Raw genomic sequence first — 14,589 nt, 5'->3', positions numbered from 1 at the left:
TGGCAGATTCCCGAATATCGTACTACGCTTAGATGTTGTACAACGCTTACGGTCTGGCTTTGCTGATGGCAGGGCGGGCTTGTTCAAAACGGTGTTTTGATGGGTGCTGGTGGAGTAAAATAGCGCCTTTTCCTCATCCATATTGTCTGATCGACATGAAATTCAATCGACTAAGCGACTTGATCGCGCAACACCAACTGCAAGGCAAGCGCGTTTTTATCCGTGCCGACCTCAATGTGCCGCAAGATGCCACGGGCAATATTTCCGAAGATACACGTATCCGGGCCTCGGTGCCGGCCATTCGTCAGGCGCTGGATGCGGGCGCGGCGGTGATGGTCACTTCCCATCTGGGACGTCCGGTCGAAGGCGAATTCAAGCCGGAAGACTCGCTGGCGCCGATTGCAAAACGCTTGTCGGAGTTGTTGGGGCAACCGGTTGAATTACGTCAGGACTGGGTTGACGGCGTTGCCGTGGCGCCGGGGCAGGTGGTGCTGCTGGAAAATTGCCGGGTCAATAAAGGCGAGAAAAAGAATAGCGACGAGCTGGCGCAAAAGATCGCCAAGCTGTGCGATGTCTACGTCAACGACGCGTTCGGCACCGCCCATCGAGCCGAAGCCACCACCCACGGAATTGCCAAATTCGCTCCGGTCGCCTGCGCCGGTCCATTGCTAGCGGCTGAACTGGATGCCTTGGGCAAGGCCCTGAACCAGCCGGCGCAGCCGCTGGTGGCGATCGTTGCCGGCTCTAAGGTATCGAGCAAACTGACCATTTTGAAAGCGCTGGCCGACAAGGTCGATAACTTGATCGTCGGCGGCGGCATCGCCAATACATTTTTGCTGGCGGCCGGTTTGAAGATAGGCAAATCGCTGGCTGAAGCCGATCTGGTGGATGAGGCCAAAGCCATCATCGACATGATGGCCAAGCGCGGCGCTTCGGTGCCGATCCCGGTCGACGTGGTGTGCGCCAAGGAATTCTCGGCCACCGCGCAAGCGATGATCAAGGACGTCAAGGATGTGGCCGACGACGACATGATTCTGGACATCGGTCCGAAGACGGCAGCGATGCTGGCGGCGCAAATCGCGCAAGCCGGCACAGTGGTCTGGAACGGCCCGGTCGGCGTGTTCGAGTTCGATCAGTTCGGCGAAGGCACCAAGACCCTGGCGCTGGCGATCGCCGATTCCAAAGCATTCTCGATTGCCGGCGGCGGTGATACGCTGGCTGCCATCGCCAAATACAAAATTGCCGACAAGATCGGTTACATCTCGACCGGCGGCGGCGCCTTCCTGGAATTTTTAGAAGGCAAGACCCTGCCGGCGGTCGATATTCTGTTGCAACGCGCTAGCTAATTCCCAATTCCCGCTATCTGTCCATGTTGTGCTGAAAGGTTATCCATGCAAAGAGCCACCAAGATCGTCGCCACCATCGGACCAGCGTCAAGCGACGCCGACACCCTCAAGCGGATGTTTACCGCCGGGGTCGATGTGGTACGCCTGAATTTTTCGCATGGCAAAGCGCAGGATCATATCGACCGCGCCAACCTGGTGCGCGAAGTGGCGGCTGCATGCGGCAAGCAAGTGGCGATCATGGCCGATTTGCAAGGCCCCAAGATCCGCGTCGGTAAATTCGAGCAGGGCAAGATCGAGCTGCAAAACGGAGAGAAGTTCATCCTTGACGCCGATTGCGCGATGGGTGATCAACAGCGCGTCGGCCTCGATTACAAGGCCTTGCCGCGCGACCTGAGGCCAGCCGATGTGCTGCTGCTGAACGACGGCCTGATCGTGCTGGTGGTCGAAAAAATCGTCGGCAACGAAATCCATACCGTCGTCAAATGCGGCGGCGAGCTATCCAACAACAAGGGCATCAATCGTCAGGGCGGCGGCTTGTCTGCCCCGGCGCTGACCGCCAAGGATATGGACGACATCAAGACCGCGATGAGTTTCAAGGCGGATTATGTCGCGGTGTCGTTCCCGAAGAACGCGACCGATATGGAAATGGCGCGGCAACTGGCCAATGTCGCCGGTGAAGCCTACGATCACAAGCCGATGATGATCGCCAAGATCGAACGGGCCGAGGCGATCCCGGTGTTGCAGGAAATCCTCGACGCGTCCGACGGCATCATGGTGGCGCGCGGCGATCTGGCCGTGGAAGTGGGCAATGCCGCCGTGCCGGCGCTGCAAAAGCGCATGATCAAGATGGCGCGCGCCTCCAACAAACTGGCGATCACGGCGACCCAGATGATGGAGTCGATGATCGTCAATGCGGTGCCGACCCGGGCCGAAGTATCCGACGTCGCCAATGCCGTGCTGGACGGCACCGATGCGGTGATGACGTCGGCTGAAACCGCCTCCGGCAAATATCCGGTGGAAACGGTCGAAGCGATGTCGGCGATCTGCCTGGAAGCCGAGAAATCGGAAGACTGCAAGCTCGATGCCGATTTCCTGAATGTCAGGTTTACCCGCGTCGATCAGTCGATCGCGTACGGCGCGCTGTTTACCGCGCATCACCTGCGAGTCAAGGCGATTGCCGCGCTGACCGAATCCGGTTCGACCGCATTGTGGATGAGCCGTCACAACATCGACATCCCGATTTTTGCCATTACGCCGAGCGTGACCACGCAACGCAAGGCAGCCCTGTATCGCAATGTACGTACTTTCGAACTGGCCAAGTCCGACGACCGCGAAGCGGTGTTGAAAGCGGCGCAGACGCTGTTGCTGGCCAAAGGCGTGGTGCAAGCCGGCGATCTGGTGGTCGTTACATGGGGAGAGCCGATGGGACAAATCGGCGGTACCAATGCGCTCAAGATCATGACGATCGGCGAACACTGATTAGTTGGGGACAGAGTAATTCGCTGCAGGGTCAGCCTTGGCGGCTCTTGAACTCGGTCCCGCGATGATGAAATTTTTTTTATTGGAGTATCAACATGCCTCTCGTATCCATGCGTCAATTGCTGGACCACGCTGCTGAAAACAGCTACGGTCTGCCAGCCTTCAACGTCAACAACCTGGAACAAGTCACCGCCATCATGCAGGCGGCCGATGAAGTCGGCGCGCCGGTCATCATGCAGGCGTCGGCCGGTGCCCGTAAATATGCCGGCGAAGCATTCTTGCGCCACTTGATCGAAGCCGCGGTTGAAGCCTTCCCGCATATTCCGGTGGTGATGCACCAGGATCACGGCCAGTCGCCAGCGGTTTGCATGGCAGCGATCAAATCCGGCTTCACCTCGGTGATGATGGACGGTTCGTTGCAGGAAGACGGCAAATCCGTCGCCAGCTACGAATACAACGTGGAAGTGTCGCGCAAAGTGGTCGAGTTCTCGCACGCGATCGGTGTTACGGTCGAAGCGGAACTGGGTGTGCTCGGCTCGCTCGAAACCATGATGGGCGACAAGGAAGACGGTCACGGCGCGGACGGCAAGATGACCCGCGAACAACTGCTGACCGATGTGTCGCAAGCAGCCGACTTCGTCAAGCTGACCCAATGCGACGCGCTGGCCATCGCCATCGGTACTTCGCACGGCGCGTACAAGTTCTCGCGCAAGCCGACCGGCGATATTCTGGCGATCGAGCGCATCAAGGAAATCCACACCCGCATTCCGAACACCCATCTGGTGATGCACGGTTCATCGTCGGTGCCGCAAGAGTTGCTGGCAGAGATCCGCGAATTCGGCGGCGACATGAAAGAAACCTACGGCGTGCCGGTCGAAGAAATCCAGGAAGGCATTCGCCACGGCGTGCGCAAGATTAATATCGATACCGATATTCGCCTGGCAATGACCGGCGCGATTCGTCGTTATCTGATGGAAAACCCAAGCAAGTTCGATCCGCGCGATTACCTGAAGCCGGCACGCGAGGCCGCCAAGGCCGTGGTCAAAGCACGCTTCCTGGCGTTCGGCTGCGAAGGCCAGGCCGCCAAGATCAAACCGATGTCCCTGGAAAAAATCGCCGAGAAATACAAAAAGGGCGAACTCGCACAAATCGTTCAGTAAGCGACCGTGCAGTAATTTTCCGACATCCTGCAAGCGCGCTAACCCGCCAGGTTGCTGATCAGAAATCGGCAGCCTGGTTCTGACTTATGGAATCACCATGACAAGCCCGTATCTATCCTCCCTGTTTCAATCCACCATCACCTCCCTGCCGCTGCTCGGCCGCGGCAAGGTGCGCGAAAACTACGCCGTCGGCGACGACAAGATCCTGATCGTCACCTCCGACCGCCTGTCGGCTTTCGACGTCATCATGAATGAACCGATCCCGGGCAAGGGCAGGGTATTGAATCAGATGTCCGACTTCTGGTTTGCCAAACTGGCGAACATCGTGCCGAATCATTTGACCGGGATTGCGCCGGAATCGGTGGTGGCAGCGGATGAGGTGGAGCAGGTGCGCGGTCGTGCGGTGGTGGCCAAACGTTTGCAGCCGATCATGGTTGAGGCGGTGGTGCGCGGTTATATCATCGGCTCCGGCTGGAAGGACTATCAAGCCACCGGCGCGATTTGCGGCATCACTTTACCGGCCGGCTTGCAACAGGCGGCCAAGCTGGAAGAGCCGATTTTCACGCCGGCCGCCAAAGCCGAAATGGGCGAACACGATGAGAACATCAGCTTTGCCGAGATGGAAAGCCGCATCGGTAAAGAGCTGGCCGAGAAGATCAGAGCCGTCAGTATCGAGCTGTACAAAACCGCAGCCGACTATGCGGCAACGCGCGGCATCATTATTGCCGACACCAAGTTTGAATTCGGTCTGGATCAAGACGGCGTATTGCATTTGATGGATGAGGTGCTGACCGCCGATTCGTCGCGTTTCTGGCCTGCATCCAGCTATCGGGTCGGCATCTCGCCGCCATCGTTCGACAAACAATTTGTGCGCGATTACCTGGAAACGATCACCAGCTGGAACAAGACCGCACCGGCGCCGGCCCTGCCTGCCGATGTGATTGAAAAAACCGGCGCCAAATATCGTGAAGCGCTGCAAAGCCTCACCGGCGAAACCTTGAAGGACTGATGATGAGCAACGCAGCAGCGGTCAATCAACCAGTAGTCGGCATCGTCATGGGGTCGTCCTCCGATTGGGACGTGATGCAGCATGCGGTCGCGATCCTGCAGGAGTTCGGGGTTGCGCATGAAGCGCAGGTGATTTCCGCGCATCGCATGCCGGATCAGATGTTCGCCTATGCGGAAAGCGCGCGCACACGCGGCTTGCGCGCGATTATCGCCGGCGCCGGCGGCGCGGCCCATTTGCCGGGCATGATCGCCGCCAAAACCATCGTGCCGGTGTTGGGCGTGCCGGTGCCGTCAAAATATTTGCGCGGTGAAGATTCATTGCTGTCCATCGTGCAGATGCCGAAAGGCATTCCGGTCGCGACCTATGCGATCGGCGAGGCCGGTGCCGCGAACGCCGCATTGTCGGCGATAGCGATGCTGGCCACGACCGACGACGCACTCGCCAACAAATTGCTGGCTTTCCGTGCCAAGCAGACGCAACTTGCACTTGATATGAAATTGCCTCCCGTATGAGCAGTAAGCAACAACCATTGACGCCGGTCCCGGCATCCCCGCTAATCCCAAGCACTGCGCCCGCCACCTGGCTGGGCGTGATGGGCGGCGGTCAATTGGGCCGCATGTTCACGCACGCGGCCCAGGCCATGGGCTACAAGGTTGCGGTGCTGGAGCCGGAACAGGATTGCCCGGCGGGACAGGTCGCCGACCGCCATTTCCTGGAGGATTACACCGATCAAGTCGGATTGACCGAGATGGCTGAGCTGTGCGCCGCGGTCACCACCGAATTTGAAAACGTCGCGGCGCAGAGCCTGGCGTGGTTGGCTGAACATACCTTCGTCGCCCCTGCGGCGGCCTGTGTCTCGATTGCGCAGGATCGGATCGAAGAGAAGCGTTTCTTTACGCAATGCAGTGCTGCTTCGGGAGTGCATCCGGCGCCGCATCAAGTGATTGCGTCTGCGGCGGACATCGACCGCATTCCAGCGACATTGTTGCCGGGGATTTTAAAAACGGTGCGGCTCGGTTACGACGGCAAGGGCCAGGTGCGGGTGCGCACGCTGGATGAGGTGCGCGCTGCATTTGCCGAGATGCATGGCGTCGCCTGCGTGCTGGAAAAAATGCTGCCGCTGGCGTACGAGGTATCGGTATTGGTGGCTCGTGGCACCGACGGTGCGGCGGTGGTGTATCCGATCGCCGAAAACGTGCATCGCGACGGCATCCTGTTTACTACCACCGTCCCGGGGCCGAACGTCTCCGACGATTGCGCCCGGCGTGCGCAACAGGCTGCGCTGGAGATCATCGGCCAACTCGGTTATGTCGGCGTGTTGTGCATTGAATTTTTTGTGCTGCAGGACGGCTCGCTGGTGGTCAATGAAATGGCGCCGCGTCCGCATAACAGCGGCCATTACACGATCGACGCCTGCGTCACCAGCCAGTTCGCGCAGCAAGTGCGGGCGATGGCGCGCATGCCGCTGGGCGATACGCGCCAGCATTCGCCGGCGGTGATGTTGAATATCCTGGGCGATGTCTGGTTTGACGGCAGCGGCGATCACGTGCGTGAACCGGCTTGGGATCAAATCATGGCACTGCCGGGCGCTTATCTGCATCTGTACGGCAAAGCGCATGCGCGGCGCGGCCGCAAGATGGGACACATCACCTTTGTCGCGACTACCCTGGCGCAAGCGCAGCAACAGCTGGCCGCCGCCTGCAATATTCTTGGTATTTCGCTGTAATGAACGGCTCGACTATTGATCTGCAAGCGATCCAGTTTGCTGCGTGCAAGCTGGAAGCCGGCGAGCTGGTCGCGTTTCCTACCGAAACGGTGTACGGCCTGGGTGCCGATGCCGAAAATCCAGCTGCGGTGGCCAGCATTTATGCCGCCAAAGGACGCCCGTCCAACCACCCGGTGATTGTCCATGTCGCGCCGGAAGCGGATATCGGCTACTGGGTACAAGCGATTCCGCCGCAGGCGCAACTGCTGATGGATGCCTTCTGGCCGGGACCGCTGACGCTGATTTTGCCGCGTGCGGCACACATATCGGATGCGGTTTCAGGCGGTCAGAGCTCGATTGGCCTGCGTTGTCCGTCGCATCCGGTAGCGCAGGCTTTGTTGCGTGCCTTCAAAGGCGGCAAGGGCGGCATCGCCGGCCCATCGGCCAACAAGTTTGGCCATGTCAGCCCGACCACCGCCCAACATGTGCGCGACGAATTTGGCGCTGACGCCGACAGTCCGATCGCCTGCGTGCTGGACGGCGGCCAAAGCGAAGTCGGCATCGAGTCCACCATTATCGACTTGTCGCGCCTTGCCACGCACGGCCCGGTGCTATTGCGTCCCGGTCATATCAGCGCCGCCCAAATCGGCGCTGTGCTGGGCGTTGCAGTGCAGGCGGCAGATGCGGCAGCGCCACGCGCATCCGGCACGCTCGAATCGCACTATGCGCCGCGCACTCCTGTGCTGCTGGTGGCTTCGGACCGACTGGCGGCGACCTTGCAGCAACTGCAGCAGGATGGGCAGCGCTGTGCATTGATCGCTTATTCGACCTTGGCGGCAACATCGTTGTGCGCACAGTTCCCGATGGCGGCCGATCCGCAGGCCTATGCACACGATCTGTACGCGGCATTGCGCAATATGGATCATGCGGCTGCCGATTTGATCGTGGTCGAGGCGCCGCCATCTGATCTGGCCTGGCAGGGAATCAACGACCGCCTGCGGCGTGCAGCCCACGATTCAGCGGCCATCCTTGCACGTTTTCAAAAATAGTTTGCTGTAAGAAAGCCACAACTATAGTCAAACCATGCTAAAGCTGGCATAGTATAAAAAAAGAATAGCACGCGCGTTCTTTTCGTAAGCGGCAAACATGAGGGAGGTATTCGTGGAATCACGAATATCTTCAGTTCTACAAAAGTAAAGCAATAAGAGAGCGTTATCTGGCCCATCCAGATCCATCAGGCGCCGCAAAATGGGTTTGTACTGTATTCAAGCAGGCCAAGATCCCGCACTAAAAATGAAGTCCATCTTTGGAGAAGACACACATGAAAAAACAATTTTCCGTATTGCCAAAACTCGCTGCGTTGTCCGTACTAGCAGCATTTGCAGCCCCTGTCATGGCGCAACAGGCTGGCGATAACCTGGTCAACGTCGGCTGGTTCCATCTGAAACTGCAGGATTCCAGCGAAACATTGCGCATCAACGGTAATCCGGTTCCTGGTTCTGGTGCCGGCGTTAAGGATACCGATACGTTGGGCGTCCAACTCACTCACTTCTTTACCGACAATATCGCGCTGTCGACAGATTTGGGTCTTCCACCAAAATTCAAACTGAACGGCGAAGGCACCCTGAGCGGAGTCGGTCAGATCGGTACGGCTAAGCAATGGAGCCCAGCCGTGGTCGCGAAGTATTACTTTGGCGAGCCTACCAGTCAGTTCCGCCCATATCTGGGTGCCGGTGTTACCTATGTCTGGTACTCCGATATCAAACTGAATGACAGCTTCCAACAGTCGTTGAGCGGCATTATCAGTCGCGGCACTTCCAGAGGGCTTAAGACCAGCGCAGACCTGAGCAGCTCTTGGGCGCCGATAGCGAATGTGGGTGTGGTCTATAACTTCGACAAAAATTGGTCCGCCAATTTCTCATTGTCCTATGTGCCTTTGAAGACCAAGGCTGACCTGACCACTCAAACACCGGTCGGTCCGGTCCACAGCACTACCAAGCTGACTTTGAATCCGGTTGTCACCTTCCTGTCGGTCGGTTATCGCTTCTAAGTCGCTGTCGCAGAGCCTGATTTACAAAGCCCCGATTTATTAATCGGGGCTTTTTTATTGCCCTTTGCTGGTGCCGCAGACGGGGGTTTATCTGAGCGTGCAGCAATTGGAAACTGCGTCGACAAGCGTTGATGGATTGCGTTACAGTTCAATCGTAACGACAAGATAAACCGGAGGATACGACAATGACGAACGAAGTTGCAGTATTAGGAGGCGGTTGCTTCTGGTGTCTGGAAGCGATCTATCAGGAAATCAAAGGGGTGCAGCATGTGGAGTCCGGTTATACCGGTGGGCAGGTCGTCAATCCCACTTATGAGCAGGTATGCGAAGGAACTACCGGTCACGCCGAAGTGGTGGCTGTAACATTCGATCCCGATCAAATTAGTTTTCGTGAGCTGTTGGAGATTTTTTTCACGATTCACGATCCGACCACATTGAATCGCCAGGGGAATGACGTCGGTACGCAATACCGGTCAGCGATTTTTTACCAATCACCACAACAGAAACAGGTCGCTGCTCACGTCATTGCGGAAATGGCCAATGTATGGGACGCGCCAATTGTGACTGAGTTGAAGCCGGCCGAAACTTATTACAAAGCCGAGGATTATCACCAGAACTACTTCCGCCAGCATCCGCTGCAAGGCTATTGCGCATTTGTGGTGGCGCCGAAAGTGGCGAAATTGCGGAAAATGTTTATCGATAAGGTCAAAGCCTGACAATCGCGGACGTCCGCTGATTACTGTTTTCGAACAAGTTTCAAATCAGTGATCAGCGGCCATCGTAGTCAGGTTTGATCGTATATATAGCGGCGAGACCAGGGCAACGTCGTCGCGCTACGCCCGGCTTTGCGGCAAATGACTTGATACAGCGAAATCCAGTCGCGCTCAAAGCCGTATGAACTACCGGCCAGATAAAGACGCCAGATGCGGAAGCGTCGATCATCGACAGTTTTCCTGACTTCATCTGCCCGTGCTTCCAGGTTGTCCGCCCAAATACCGCAAGTCCTGGCGTAGTGGCGGCGTAGATTTTCCAAATCCAGTACTTCCAGGCCGCCTTCCTGCATGGTTTTTAACACCAGGCCGATGTGCGGCAATTCACCGTGTGGAAATACATACTTGTCAATAAATTCACCGCCGCCGTAAGGCGATTCGCCGTTGTCGATATCGGTCGAGGTGATGCCATGATTCATGGCTACTCCATCGTCGGCTAACAAGGAGCGGATGTGCGAGAAGTACAGGGGCAGATTGTTCAGCCCGACATGCTCGAACATGCCGACGCTGGTGATGCGATCAAAGGTACCCGTAACATCGCGATAGTCTTGCAGGCGAATCTCGATTTGGTCGCTGAGGCCGGCTTGGGCGACGCGTTCTTTGGCCAGCGCATATTGATTTTCGGAGAGCGTGACGCCGACACATTTGGCACCGAATTTCTGTGCTGCACGCAATACCAGCGCACCCCAGCCACAGCCTATATCGAGCAGGGTGTGGCCTGGTTGAACCTGGATTTTTTTTAAGATGTGATCGATTTTTTTCAGCTGCGCTGTGTCGAGATCTTCATCGCCATTTTCAAAATAGGCACATGAATAGACCATGTTCTGGTCCAGCCAAAGTTTGTAGAAATCATTCGAGACATCGTAGTGATAGCGGATTGCTTCCGCGTCCTTGGCCTTGTTGTGCCGGGAAGTGCGACTAATGCGGGAAAATTTCCCATGCGGCTTAAGCGAGTTGGCAGCCAAGGCATTGGCGACAGCGATGACTTCCTTTACTTTGCCTTCGACCTCGATCTTTCCCTCGACGTAGGCTTCGCCGAGATTCGAAAGCGAAGGCGTCAGCAGGTAAGTGAGGGCTGATACATGCGGCACGCGGACAGTCACCTGAGGTGCGGTATTGCTGCCGAAGTCAAATTGTTGGCCGTTCCATAATTCAAGCCGCAATGGCAGCGCAGCCCGATGGCGAATGTTATTGACCCAGTTTTCAAGCTTCTTTTCCCAGAACACGATTTCTCCTCCGGCGAATTCATACTTGTACCGAGCGGTCGTCAGCGACCGCGGACTATGCAGTGGGATTTATGGCTGAAGGCGTTGTCGCAGCCAGTGACCATCTGCATCAAGAGTGTACAAAATACGGTCATGTAACCTCGACCTGCGACCCTGCCAAAATTCTACCGTATCCGGAAAAAGTCTGTAGCCGCCCCAATTCTCTGGCCGCGGCGGATGATCGCCAAACTGCTGCTCTGCTTGTGCGTACCGGGCTTCAAGCGCATCGCGGGTCGTGATCGGCTGGCTTTGCGACGATGCAACCGCACTGAGGCGACTGCGCAGTGGGCGGCTCTGAAAATAAGCATCGCTTTCAGCATCGGAGACGCGTTCGACGCGGCCTTCGATCCGTACCTGACGTTCCAGTTCGATCCAGTGAAATAGCAGCGCGCCGTACGGATTCTCCGATAGCTCATGTCCTTTGCGGCTCGCATAGTTGGTGAACCAGGTGAAGCCATTCTGATCGAAGTGCTTGATCAAGACGATCCGCGACGATGGCCGCCCATCTTTACTGACGGTCGCCAGGCTCATGGCATTGGCCTCAGGGACTTCGGCATTGATGGCATCATCAAACCATCTTTTGAATTGCGTCATCGGATCGGCGGCAGTGTCTGCTTCCGACAGGCTGGCCTGGCTGTAGTCGATTCTGCGGTCGGCTAAGGACTTGCTGTTTTGTTCGTTCATACTTGAATACCCCGGCGCTGCTGCATCGCCGCTCCTAGTTGTTTCATTTGTTCCTCGCTGAAAATCCGTTTTGCCATCGGCGCAATCCACGCTTCTTCTTTTTCCATATGGGCCGAGTACATGCTGGAAAACTGGTTGACGTCCTGGGCTGATAGTGCCGCTGTCTTGTCAGTTATTTCGCCGCCGGCAATCTGCACCAATTGCTTGTTAAGGGTTTGCCAGAGTTTATCCATCTGCGCATGTTCGCTCAGAATTTCCGGCATCAACTGGTCTAGCAGGCGGGCATCGTCATCTTGTGCGGTTGCGACCAACATCGGCAATAAATCGACTTCTTCGTCGGCGTGATGATGAGGTGCGGCCTGGTTGAAATATCGCATGATGCTCGCGGCTGCTTGCCGGGCCCCGGCATCAACACCGTGTTGCTGCAAATGGTTAAGTAACTTTTGCAGCGTCGTCAGTTGCTTGCGAATCCGTTCGTGACAATGTTTAAGCACGGCGATCGGCTGGTCGAAATCTGGCGCCGTATCGATTAATGAATTGAGCATGATGTTTAGAGGTGTGACGGTGGGTTTGTCGAGTAATCCGCTGGTCGCAAATATCAGGCACGCTTGGCGATGATGCTCATCTGATAATGTTCTGGAATGTTGCACAAGCTCTATTAAAGCACTACAAAATAAATCCGTCATGAGGAGCCGGTAAAATAGCGCCAATATCGATAATCGAGTTCGACCGAGCTGCTACTGCCTACGGTTTTCTTGTCGAACTTATCGTTCTGCCATTTTTACTTTCCCGTTAAAACATGCCTTCATCCGCTGTATCCTGCGCACCTGCGAGTTCCGTTCCTCTTGATATCAATCTGGACGATATAGATTTTGACCGTCGTTTCGGCGGTATCGCGCGCTTATATGGCGCGCCGGCGCTGGCGCGTTTTCGGCAAGCGCATGTGTGCGTGATCGGTGTCGGCGGTGTTGGCTCGTGGGCCGTCGAAGCACTGGCGCGTAGTGCCATCGGCAATCTGACGATGATTGATCTCGATAATTTGGCTGAGTCCAATGTCAACCGTCAAATCCATGCACTGACGGATACCCTCGGTCAGGCCAAAGTGACCGCATTGGCGGAGCGTATCGCACAGATCAATCCTTACTGCCGCGTGACCGAGGTGGAGGATTTTATCAACGCCGATAATATCGAGGAAATGATCGGTAACGACCGTTATGACTATGTAATCGACGCCATCGACAATGTTCGTGCCAAGACCGCACTGATTGCATATTGTCGTGAAAAAGGCGTTCGCCTGATCACTATTGGCGGCGCCGGCGGGCAGGTCGATCCAACCCGCATCGAAATCCGCGACCTTGCCCGGACCGAGCAAGAGCCGTTGTTGGCGAAAGTGCGTAAGTGTTTACGTTCGCAACATCGTTTCCCGCGCGGCGACAAGAGTCGTTTCGGCATTGATGCGGTATTTTCGACTGAACCTTTGCGGGTGCCTGTGAATGAGGAAGTCTGCGCCGTCGATGCTGAAGCTGCACCTGGCGTCACCGGGCTGAATTGCGCCGGTTACGGCTCGGCTGTAGTGGTAACGGCGACCTTCGGACTGGTTGCGGCGGGCCACGTGTTGCGCAAGTTGGCTGCGAACTAGCCGCATCGTCTGCAGGTGAGTCGATGACGCCGGCGACGCATGTTTGACATGCCAGGACCGCCTCAATAGAATCCTGTAACACTATTTCCTGGAGAACCGATTTTGGACAGTTGTACCAGTACCCGTGGATGGGCATTCAGCTCGCCGCCATGCGCATAACTTAGTAGACCTTCCTCCGCTACAGTTTGCGCATTGACGCGCTGTAGTATCTCGGTGATAGCAAGTCACCGCCGCATACACCCCTTCCGTTTTATTTTTGTTCCGCCAGCCATTGATCCAGGATTGGAAAATGGTGTGCGTGCGCTTGAAAGGTAGTTGACGATGGATTGGCAAATTTTTACGTTGCGAATATTGCTGGCACTGACGCTTGGCTCATTGATCGGAGCTGAACGACAAATGCGACAGCGTATGGCGGGCTTGCGCACTAATGCTTTAGTGGCGATTGGCTCTTCGCTGTTCGTCATGGTGTCGGCATTCGAATCAGACCCGCAAGGTGCGACTCGGATTGCGTCTTACGTTGTGTCCGGCATCGGTTTCCTTGGGGCTGGTGTCATCATGCGCGAAGGGATTAACGTGCGGGGACTCAATACGGCAGCGACGCTGTGGTGTTCGGCCGCAGTTGGTGTGTTGTGCGGTCTTGGGCACGCGCTAGAAGCCGCCATCGGTGCGACGGCGATTCTTGGCGCAAACGTGTTGCTGCGCGGCGTCTCACATATGATCAATCAGCAGGACCTGCATAAAGCTACTGAAGTGGAGCAGGTCTATCGACTATCAATTGTCTGTCGGCCGGACGACGAGGTACAGGTTCGCACGTTGATGCTGCATATGCTCAATGGCATGCCGCATCTAGTGGTGCAATCGCTTCATAGCGAAGATTTGCCATTAGGAACACAGCTCGAAGTGCGGGCGGATCTGATCACCTCACCCAGTAATCATCTACAGCTGGAACAGATAGTCAGCCGAGTTAGTTTGGAAAAAGGCGTGAGTGCCGCCCGCTGGGCTGTTTTGAATGTGGCTGAGGTGTAGAAGAGTAGCGAGGCATATCTCTACCTGATCACCACTGAGTTGAAGATTTGCTGGGTGATCGCCCTCTAGCTTAGTAGTGATATGTCGATTGAAAGGCCGAGCGAATTCTGCATGCGCCATAGTCAAAATGACGGCAATAAAAATTCTTTTCAAAATTGCTTGCCAGTGTTGAAAAAGGTTTGCTATAGTTCGCCTCCCGTTGAGAACGACGCGAAATAAAGAGGCAGCGAAGGCTGTTTTGAGCGCTCAATTCGAGATGGGAAGCAGGTGAAGAAACGGTGGTTGAGTAAAGAAGTTTTTCGGAAGAGTAACAAAAAGTAGTTGACGAAAAACTGGAAGCGCCACATAATCTCATTTCTCTGCTGCTGACAAACAAAACGCTTTGTTGGTGACGCGAACGACGCAAGTCGGCGCGACAGCGGACCAGGTTCTTTAACAATTAACAGTCGATAAGTG

15 protein-coding genes are annotated in these 14,589 nt (G+C 56.1%); 11 read left to right on the top strand and 4 right to left on the bottom strand.

Annotation, left to right across the window (positions count from 1 at the left end; all coding sequences use genetic code 11):
- Nucleotides 1-155 precede the first annotated feature (155 nt).
- The 9 genes from ACFPM8_RS11735 to msrA all read left to right on the top strand — a co-directional run bounded on the left by ACFPM8_RS11735 (nucleotide 156) and on the right by msrA (nucleotide 9,465).
- Nucleotides 156-1,346, top strand: a complete 1,191-nt coding sequence (locus tag ACFPM8_RS11735) for a phosphoglycerate kinase (RefSeq protein ID WP_378997735.1) — start codon at nucleotides 156-158, stop codon at nucleotides 1,344-1,346.
- Nucleotides 1,347-1,391: 45 nt separating this feature from the next.
- Nucleotides 1,392-2,825, top strand: a complete 1,434-nt coding sequence (gene pyk / locus ACFPM8_RS11730; RefSeq protein ID WP_378997734.1) for a pyruvate kinase — start codon at nucleotides 1,392-1,394, stop codon at nucleotides 2,823-2,825.
- 95 nt (nucleotides 2,826-2,920) lie between these two features.
- A complete protein-coding gene (gene fba, locus ACFPM8_RS11725; RefSeq protein ID WP_378997733.1) occupies nucleotides 2,921-3,985 on the top strand; it encodes a class II fructose-bisphosphate aldolase in 1,065 nt (354 codons plus the stop codon).
- Between the two features lie 97 nt (nucleotides 3,986-4,082).
- The gene (locus tag ACFPM8_RS11720; RefSeq protein WP_378997732.1) at nucleotides 4,083-4,994 is read left to right on the top strand and encodes a phosphoribosylaminoimidazolesuccinocarboxamide synthase; all 912 of its coding nucleotides are present in this window, start codon (nucleotides 4,083-4,085) and stop codon (nucleotides 4,992-4,994) included.
- A gap of 2 nt (nucleotides 4,995-4,996) precedes the next feature.
- Nucleotides 4,997-5,506 (top strand): 5-(carboxyamino)imidazole ribonucleotide mutase, encoded by a 510-nt coding sequence (gene purE, locus ACFPM8_RS11715; RefSeq protein WP_378997731.1) that lies wholly within the window; start codon nucleotides 4,997-4,999, stop codon nucleotides 5,504-5,506.
- On the top strand, nucleotides 5,503-6,720 hold the full coding sequence (locus ACFPM8_RS11710) for a 5-(carboxyamino)imidazole ribonucleotide synthase (RefSeq protein ID WP_378997730.1): 1,218 nt from the start codon (nucleotides 5,503-5,505) through the stop codon (nucleotides 6,718-6,720). The genes purE and ACFPM8_RS11710 overlap by 4 nt, the downstream gene beginning before the upstream one ends.
- Nucleotides 6,720-7,748, top strand: coding sequence for an L-threonylcarbamoyladenylate synthase (locus ACFPM8_RS11705; protein WP_378997729.1), 1,029 nt, complete (start codon nucleotides 6,720-6,722; stop codon nucleotides 7,746-7,748). Before ACFPM8_RS11710 ends, ACFPM8_RS11705 begins: the two co-directional genes overlap by 1 nt.
- 272 nt (nucleotides 7,749-8,020) lie before the next feature.
- The gene (locus tag ACFPM8_RS11700; protein WP_378997728.1) at nucleotides 8,021-8,749 is read left to right on the top strand and encodes an OmpW/AlkL family protein; all 729 of its coding nucleotides are present in this window, start codon (nucleotides 8,021-8,023) and stop codon (nucleotides 8,747-8,749) included.
- 185 nt (nucleotides 8,750-8,934) lie between these two features.
- On the top strand, nucleotides 8,935-9,465 hold the full coding sequence (msrA, locus tag ACFPM8_RS11695; protein ID WP_378997727.1) for a peptide-methionine (S)-S-oxide reductase MsrA: 531 nt from the start codon (nucleotides 8,935-8,937) through the stop codon (nucleotides 9,463-9,465).
- A gap of 68 nt (nucleotides 9,466-9,533) precedes the next feature.
- On the opposite strand, the gene ACFPM8_RS11690 is transcribed toward msrA, so the two are convergent.
- From ACFPM8_RS11690 to ACFPM8_RS11680, 3 genes are all read right to left on the bottom strand, one after another.
- On the bottom strand, nucleotides 9,534-10,745 hold the full coding sequence (locus tag ACFPM8_RS11690; RefSeq protein ID WP_378997726.1) for a class I SAM-dependent methyltransferase: 1,212 nt from the start codon (nucleotides 10,743-10,745) through the stop codon (nucleotides 9,534-9,536).
- 69 nt (nucleotides 10,746-10,814) lie between these two features.
- Nucleotides 10,815-11,468 carry a pyridoxamine 5'-phosphate oxidase gene (gene pdxH, locus ACFPM8_RS11685; RefSeq protein WP_378997725.1) on the bottom strand — a complete coding sequence of 218 codons (654 nt, stop codon included), beginning with the start codon at nucleotides 11,466-11,468 and terminating at the stop codon, nucleotides 10,815-10,817.
- A complete protein-coding gene (locus ACFPM8_RS11680) occupies nucleotides 11,465-12,154 on the bottom strand; it encodes a hemerythrin domain-containing protein (RefSeq protein WP_378997724.1) in 690 nt (229 codons plus the stop codon). The genes pdxH and ACFPM8_RS11680 overlap by 4 nt, the downstream gene beginning before the upstream one ends.
- A 113-nt stretch (nucleotides 12,155-12,267) precedes the next feature.
- Here ACFPM8_RS11680 and tcdA point away from each other — a divergent pair, with 113 nt between their 5' ends.
- Both tcdA and ACFPM8_RS11670 read left to right on the top strand, forming a co-directional pair.
- Nucleotides 12,268-13,107, top strand: a complete 840-nt coding sequence (tcdA, locus tag ACFPM8_RS11675; RefSeq protein ID WP_378997723.1) for a tRNA cyclic N6-threonylcarbamoyladenosine(37) synthase TcdA — start codon at nucleotides 12,268-12,270, stop codon at nucleotides 13,105-13,107.
- Between the two features lie 321 nt (nucleotides 13,108-13,428).
- A complete protein-coding gene (locus ACFPM8_RS11670) occupies nucleotides 13,429-14,133 on the top strand; it encodes an MgtC/SapB family protein (RefSeq protein ID WP_378997722.1) in 705 nt (234 codons plus the stop codon).
- Nucleotides 14,134-14,315: 182 nt separating this feature from the next.
- Here the strand turns inward: ACFPM8_RS11670 and ACFPM8_RS11665 are convergent.
- Nucleotides 14,316-14,589: hypothetical protein (locus ACFPM8_RS11665; RefSeq protein ID WP_378997721.1), on the bottom strand; the 274-nt coding region annotated here is incomplete at its 5' end.

The organism is Paraherbaspirillum soli (genome assembly GCF_042654985.1).
Classification (GTDB): Bacteria; Pseudomonadota; Gammaproteobacteria; order Burkholderiales; family Burkholderiaceae_D; genus Paraherbaspirillum; species Paraherbaspirillum soli.
Note: the sequence above shows the minus strand (reverse complement) of the source record. Positions and strands in the feature narration are given on the sequence as shown.

What these genes read in the sequence shown, in the direction of transcription:
- pyk (WP_378997734.1), top strand. Translation starts at nt 1,392, where the DNA reads ATGCAAAGAGCCACCAAGATCGTCGCCACCATCGGACCAGCGTCAAGC.
- fba (WP_378997733.1), top strand. Translation starts at nt 2,921, where the DNA reads ATGCCTCTCGTATCCATGCGTCAATTGCTGGACCACGCTGCTGAAAAC.
- ACFPM8_RS11710 (WP_378997730.1), top strand. Translation starts at nt 5,503, where the DNA reads ATGAGCAGTAAGCAACAACCATTGACGCCGGTCCCGGCATCCCCGCTA.
- ACFPM8_RS11680 (WP_378997724.1), bottom strand. Translation starts at nt 12,154, where the DNA reads ATGACGGATTTATTTTGTAGTGCTTTAATAGAGCTTGTGCAACATTCC.
- ACFPM8_RS11735 (WP_378997735.1), top strand. Translation starts at nt 156, where the DNA reads ATGAAATTCAATCGACTAAGCGACTTGATCGCGCAACACCAACTGCAA.
- purE (WP_378997731.1), top strand. Translation starts at nt 4,997, where the DNA reads ATGAGCAACGCAGCAGCGGTCAATCAACCAGTAGTCGGCATCGTCATG.
- ACFPM8_RS11705 (WP_378997729.1), top strand. Translation starts at nt 6,720, where the DNA reads ATGAACGGCTCGACTATTGATCTGCAAGCGATCCAGTTTGCTGCGTGC.
- pdxH (WP_378997725.1), bottom strand. Translation starts at nt 11,468, where the DNA reads ATGAACGAACAAAACAGCAAGTCCTTAGCCGACCGCAGAATCGACTAC.
- tcdA (WP_378997723.1), top strand. Translation starts at nt 12,268, where the DNA reads ATGCCTTCATCCGCTGTATCCTGCGCACCTGCGAGTTCCGTTCCTCTT.
- ACFPM8_RS11700 (WP_378997728.1), top strand. Translation starts at nt 8,021, where the DNA reads ATGAAAAAACAATTTTCCGTATTGCCAAAACTCGCTGCGTTGTCCGTA.
- ACFPM8_RS11720 (WP_378997732.1), top strand. Translation starts at nt 4,083, where the DNA reads ATGACAAGCCCGTATCTATCCTCCCTGTTTCAATCCACCATCACCTCC.
- msrA (WP_378997727.1), top strand. Translation starts at nt 8,935, where the DNA reads ATGACGAACGAAGTTGCAGTATTAGGAGGCGGTTGCTTCTGGTGTCTG.
- ACFPM8_RS11670 (WP_378997722.1), top strand. Translation starts at nt 13,429, where the DNA reads ATGGATTGGCAAATTTTTACGTTGCGAATATTGCTGGCACTGACGCTT.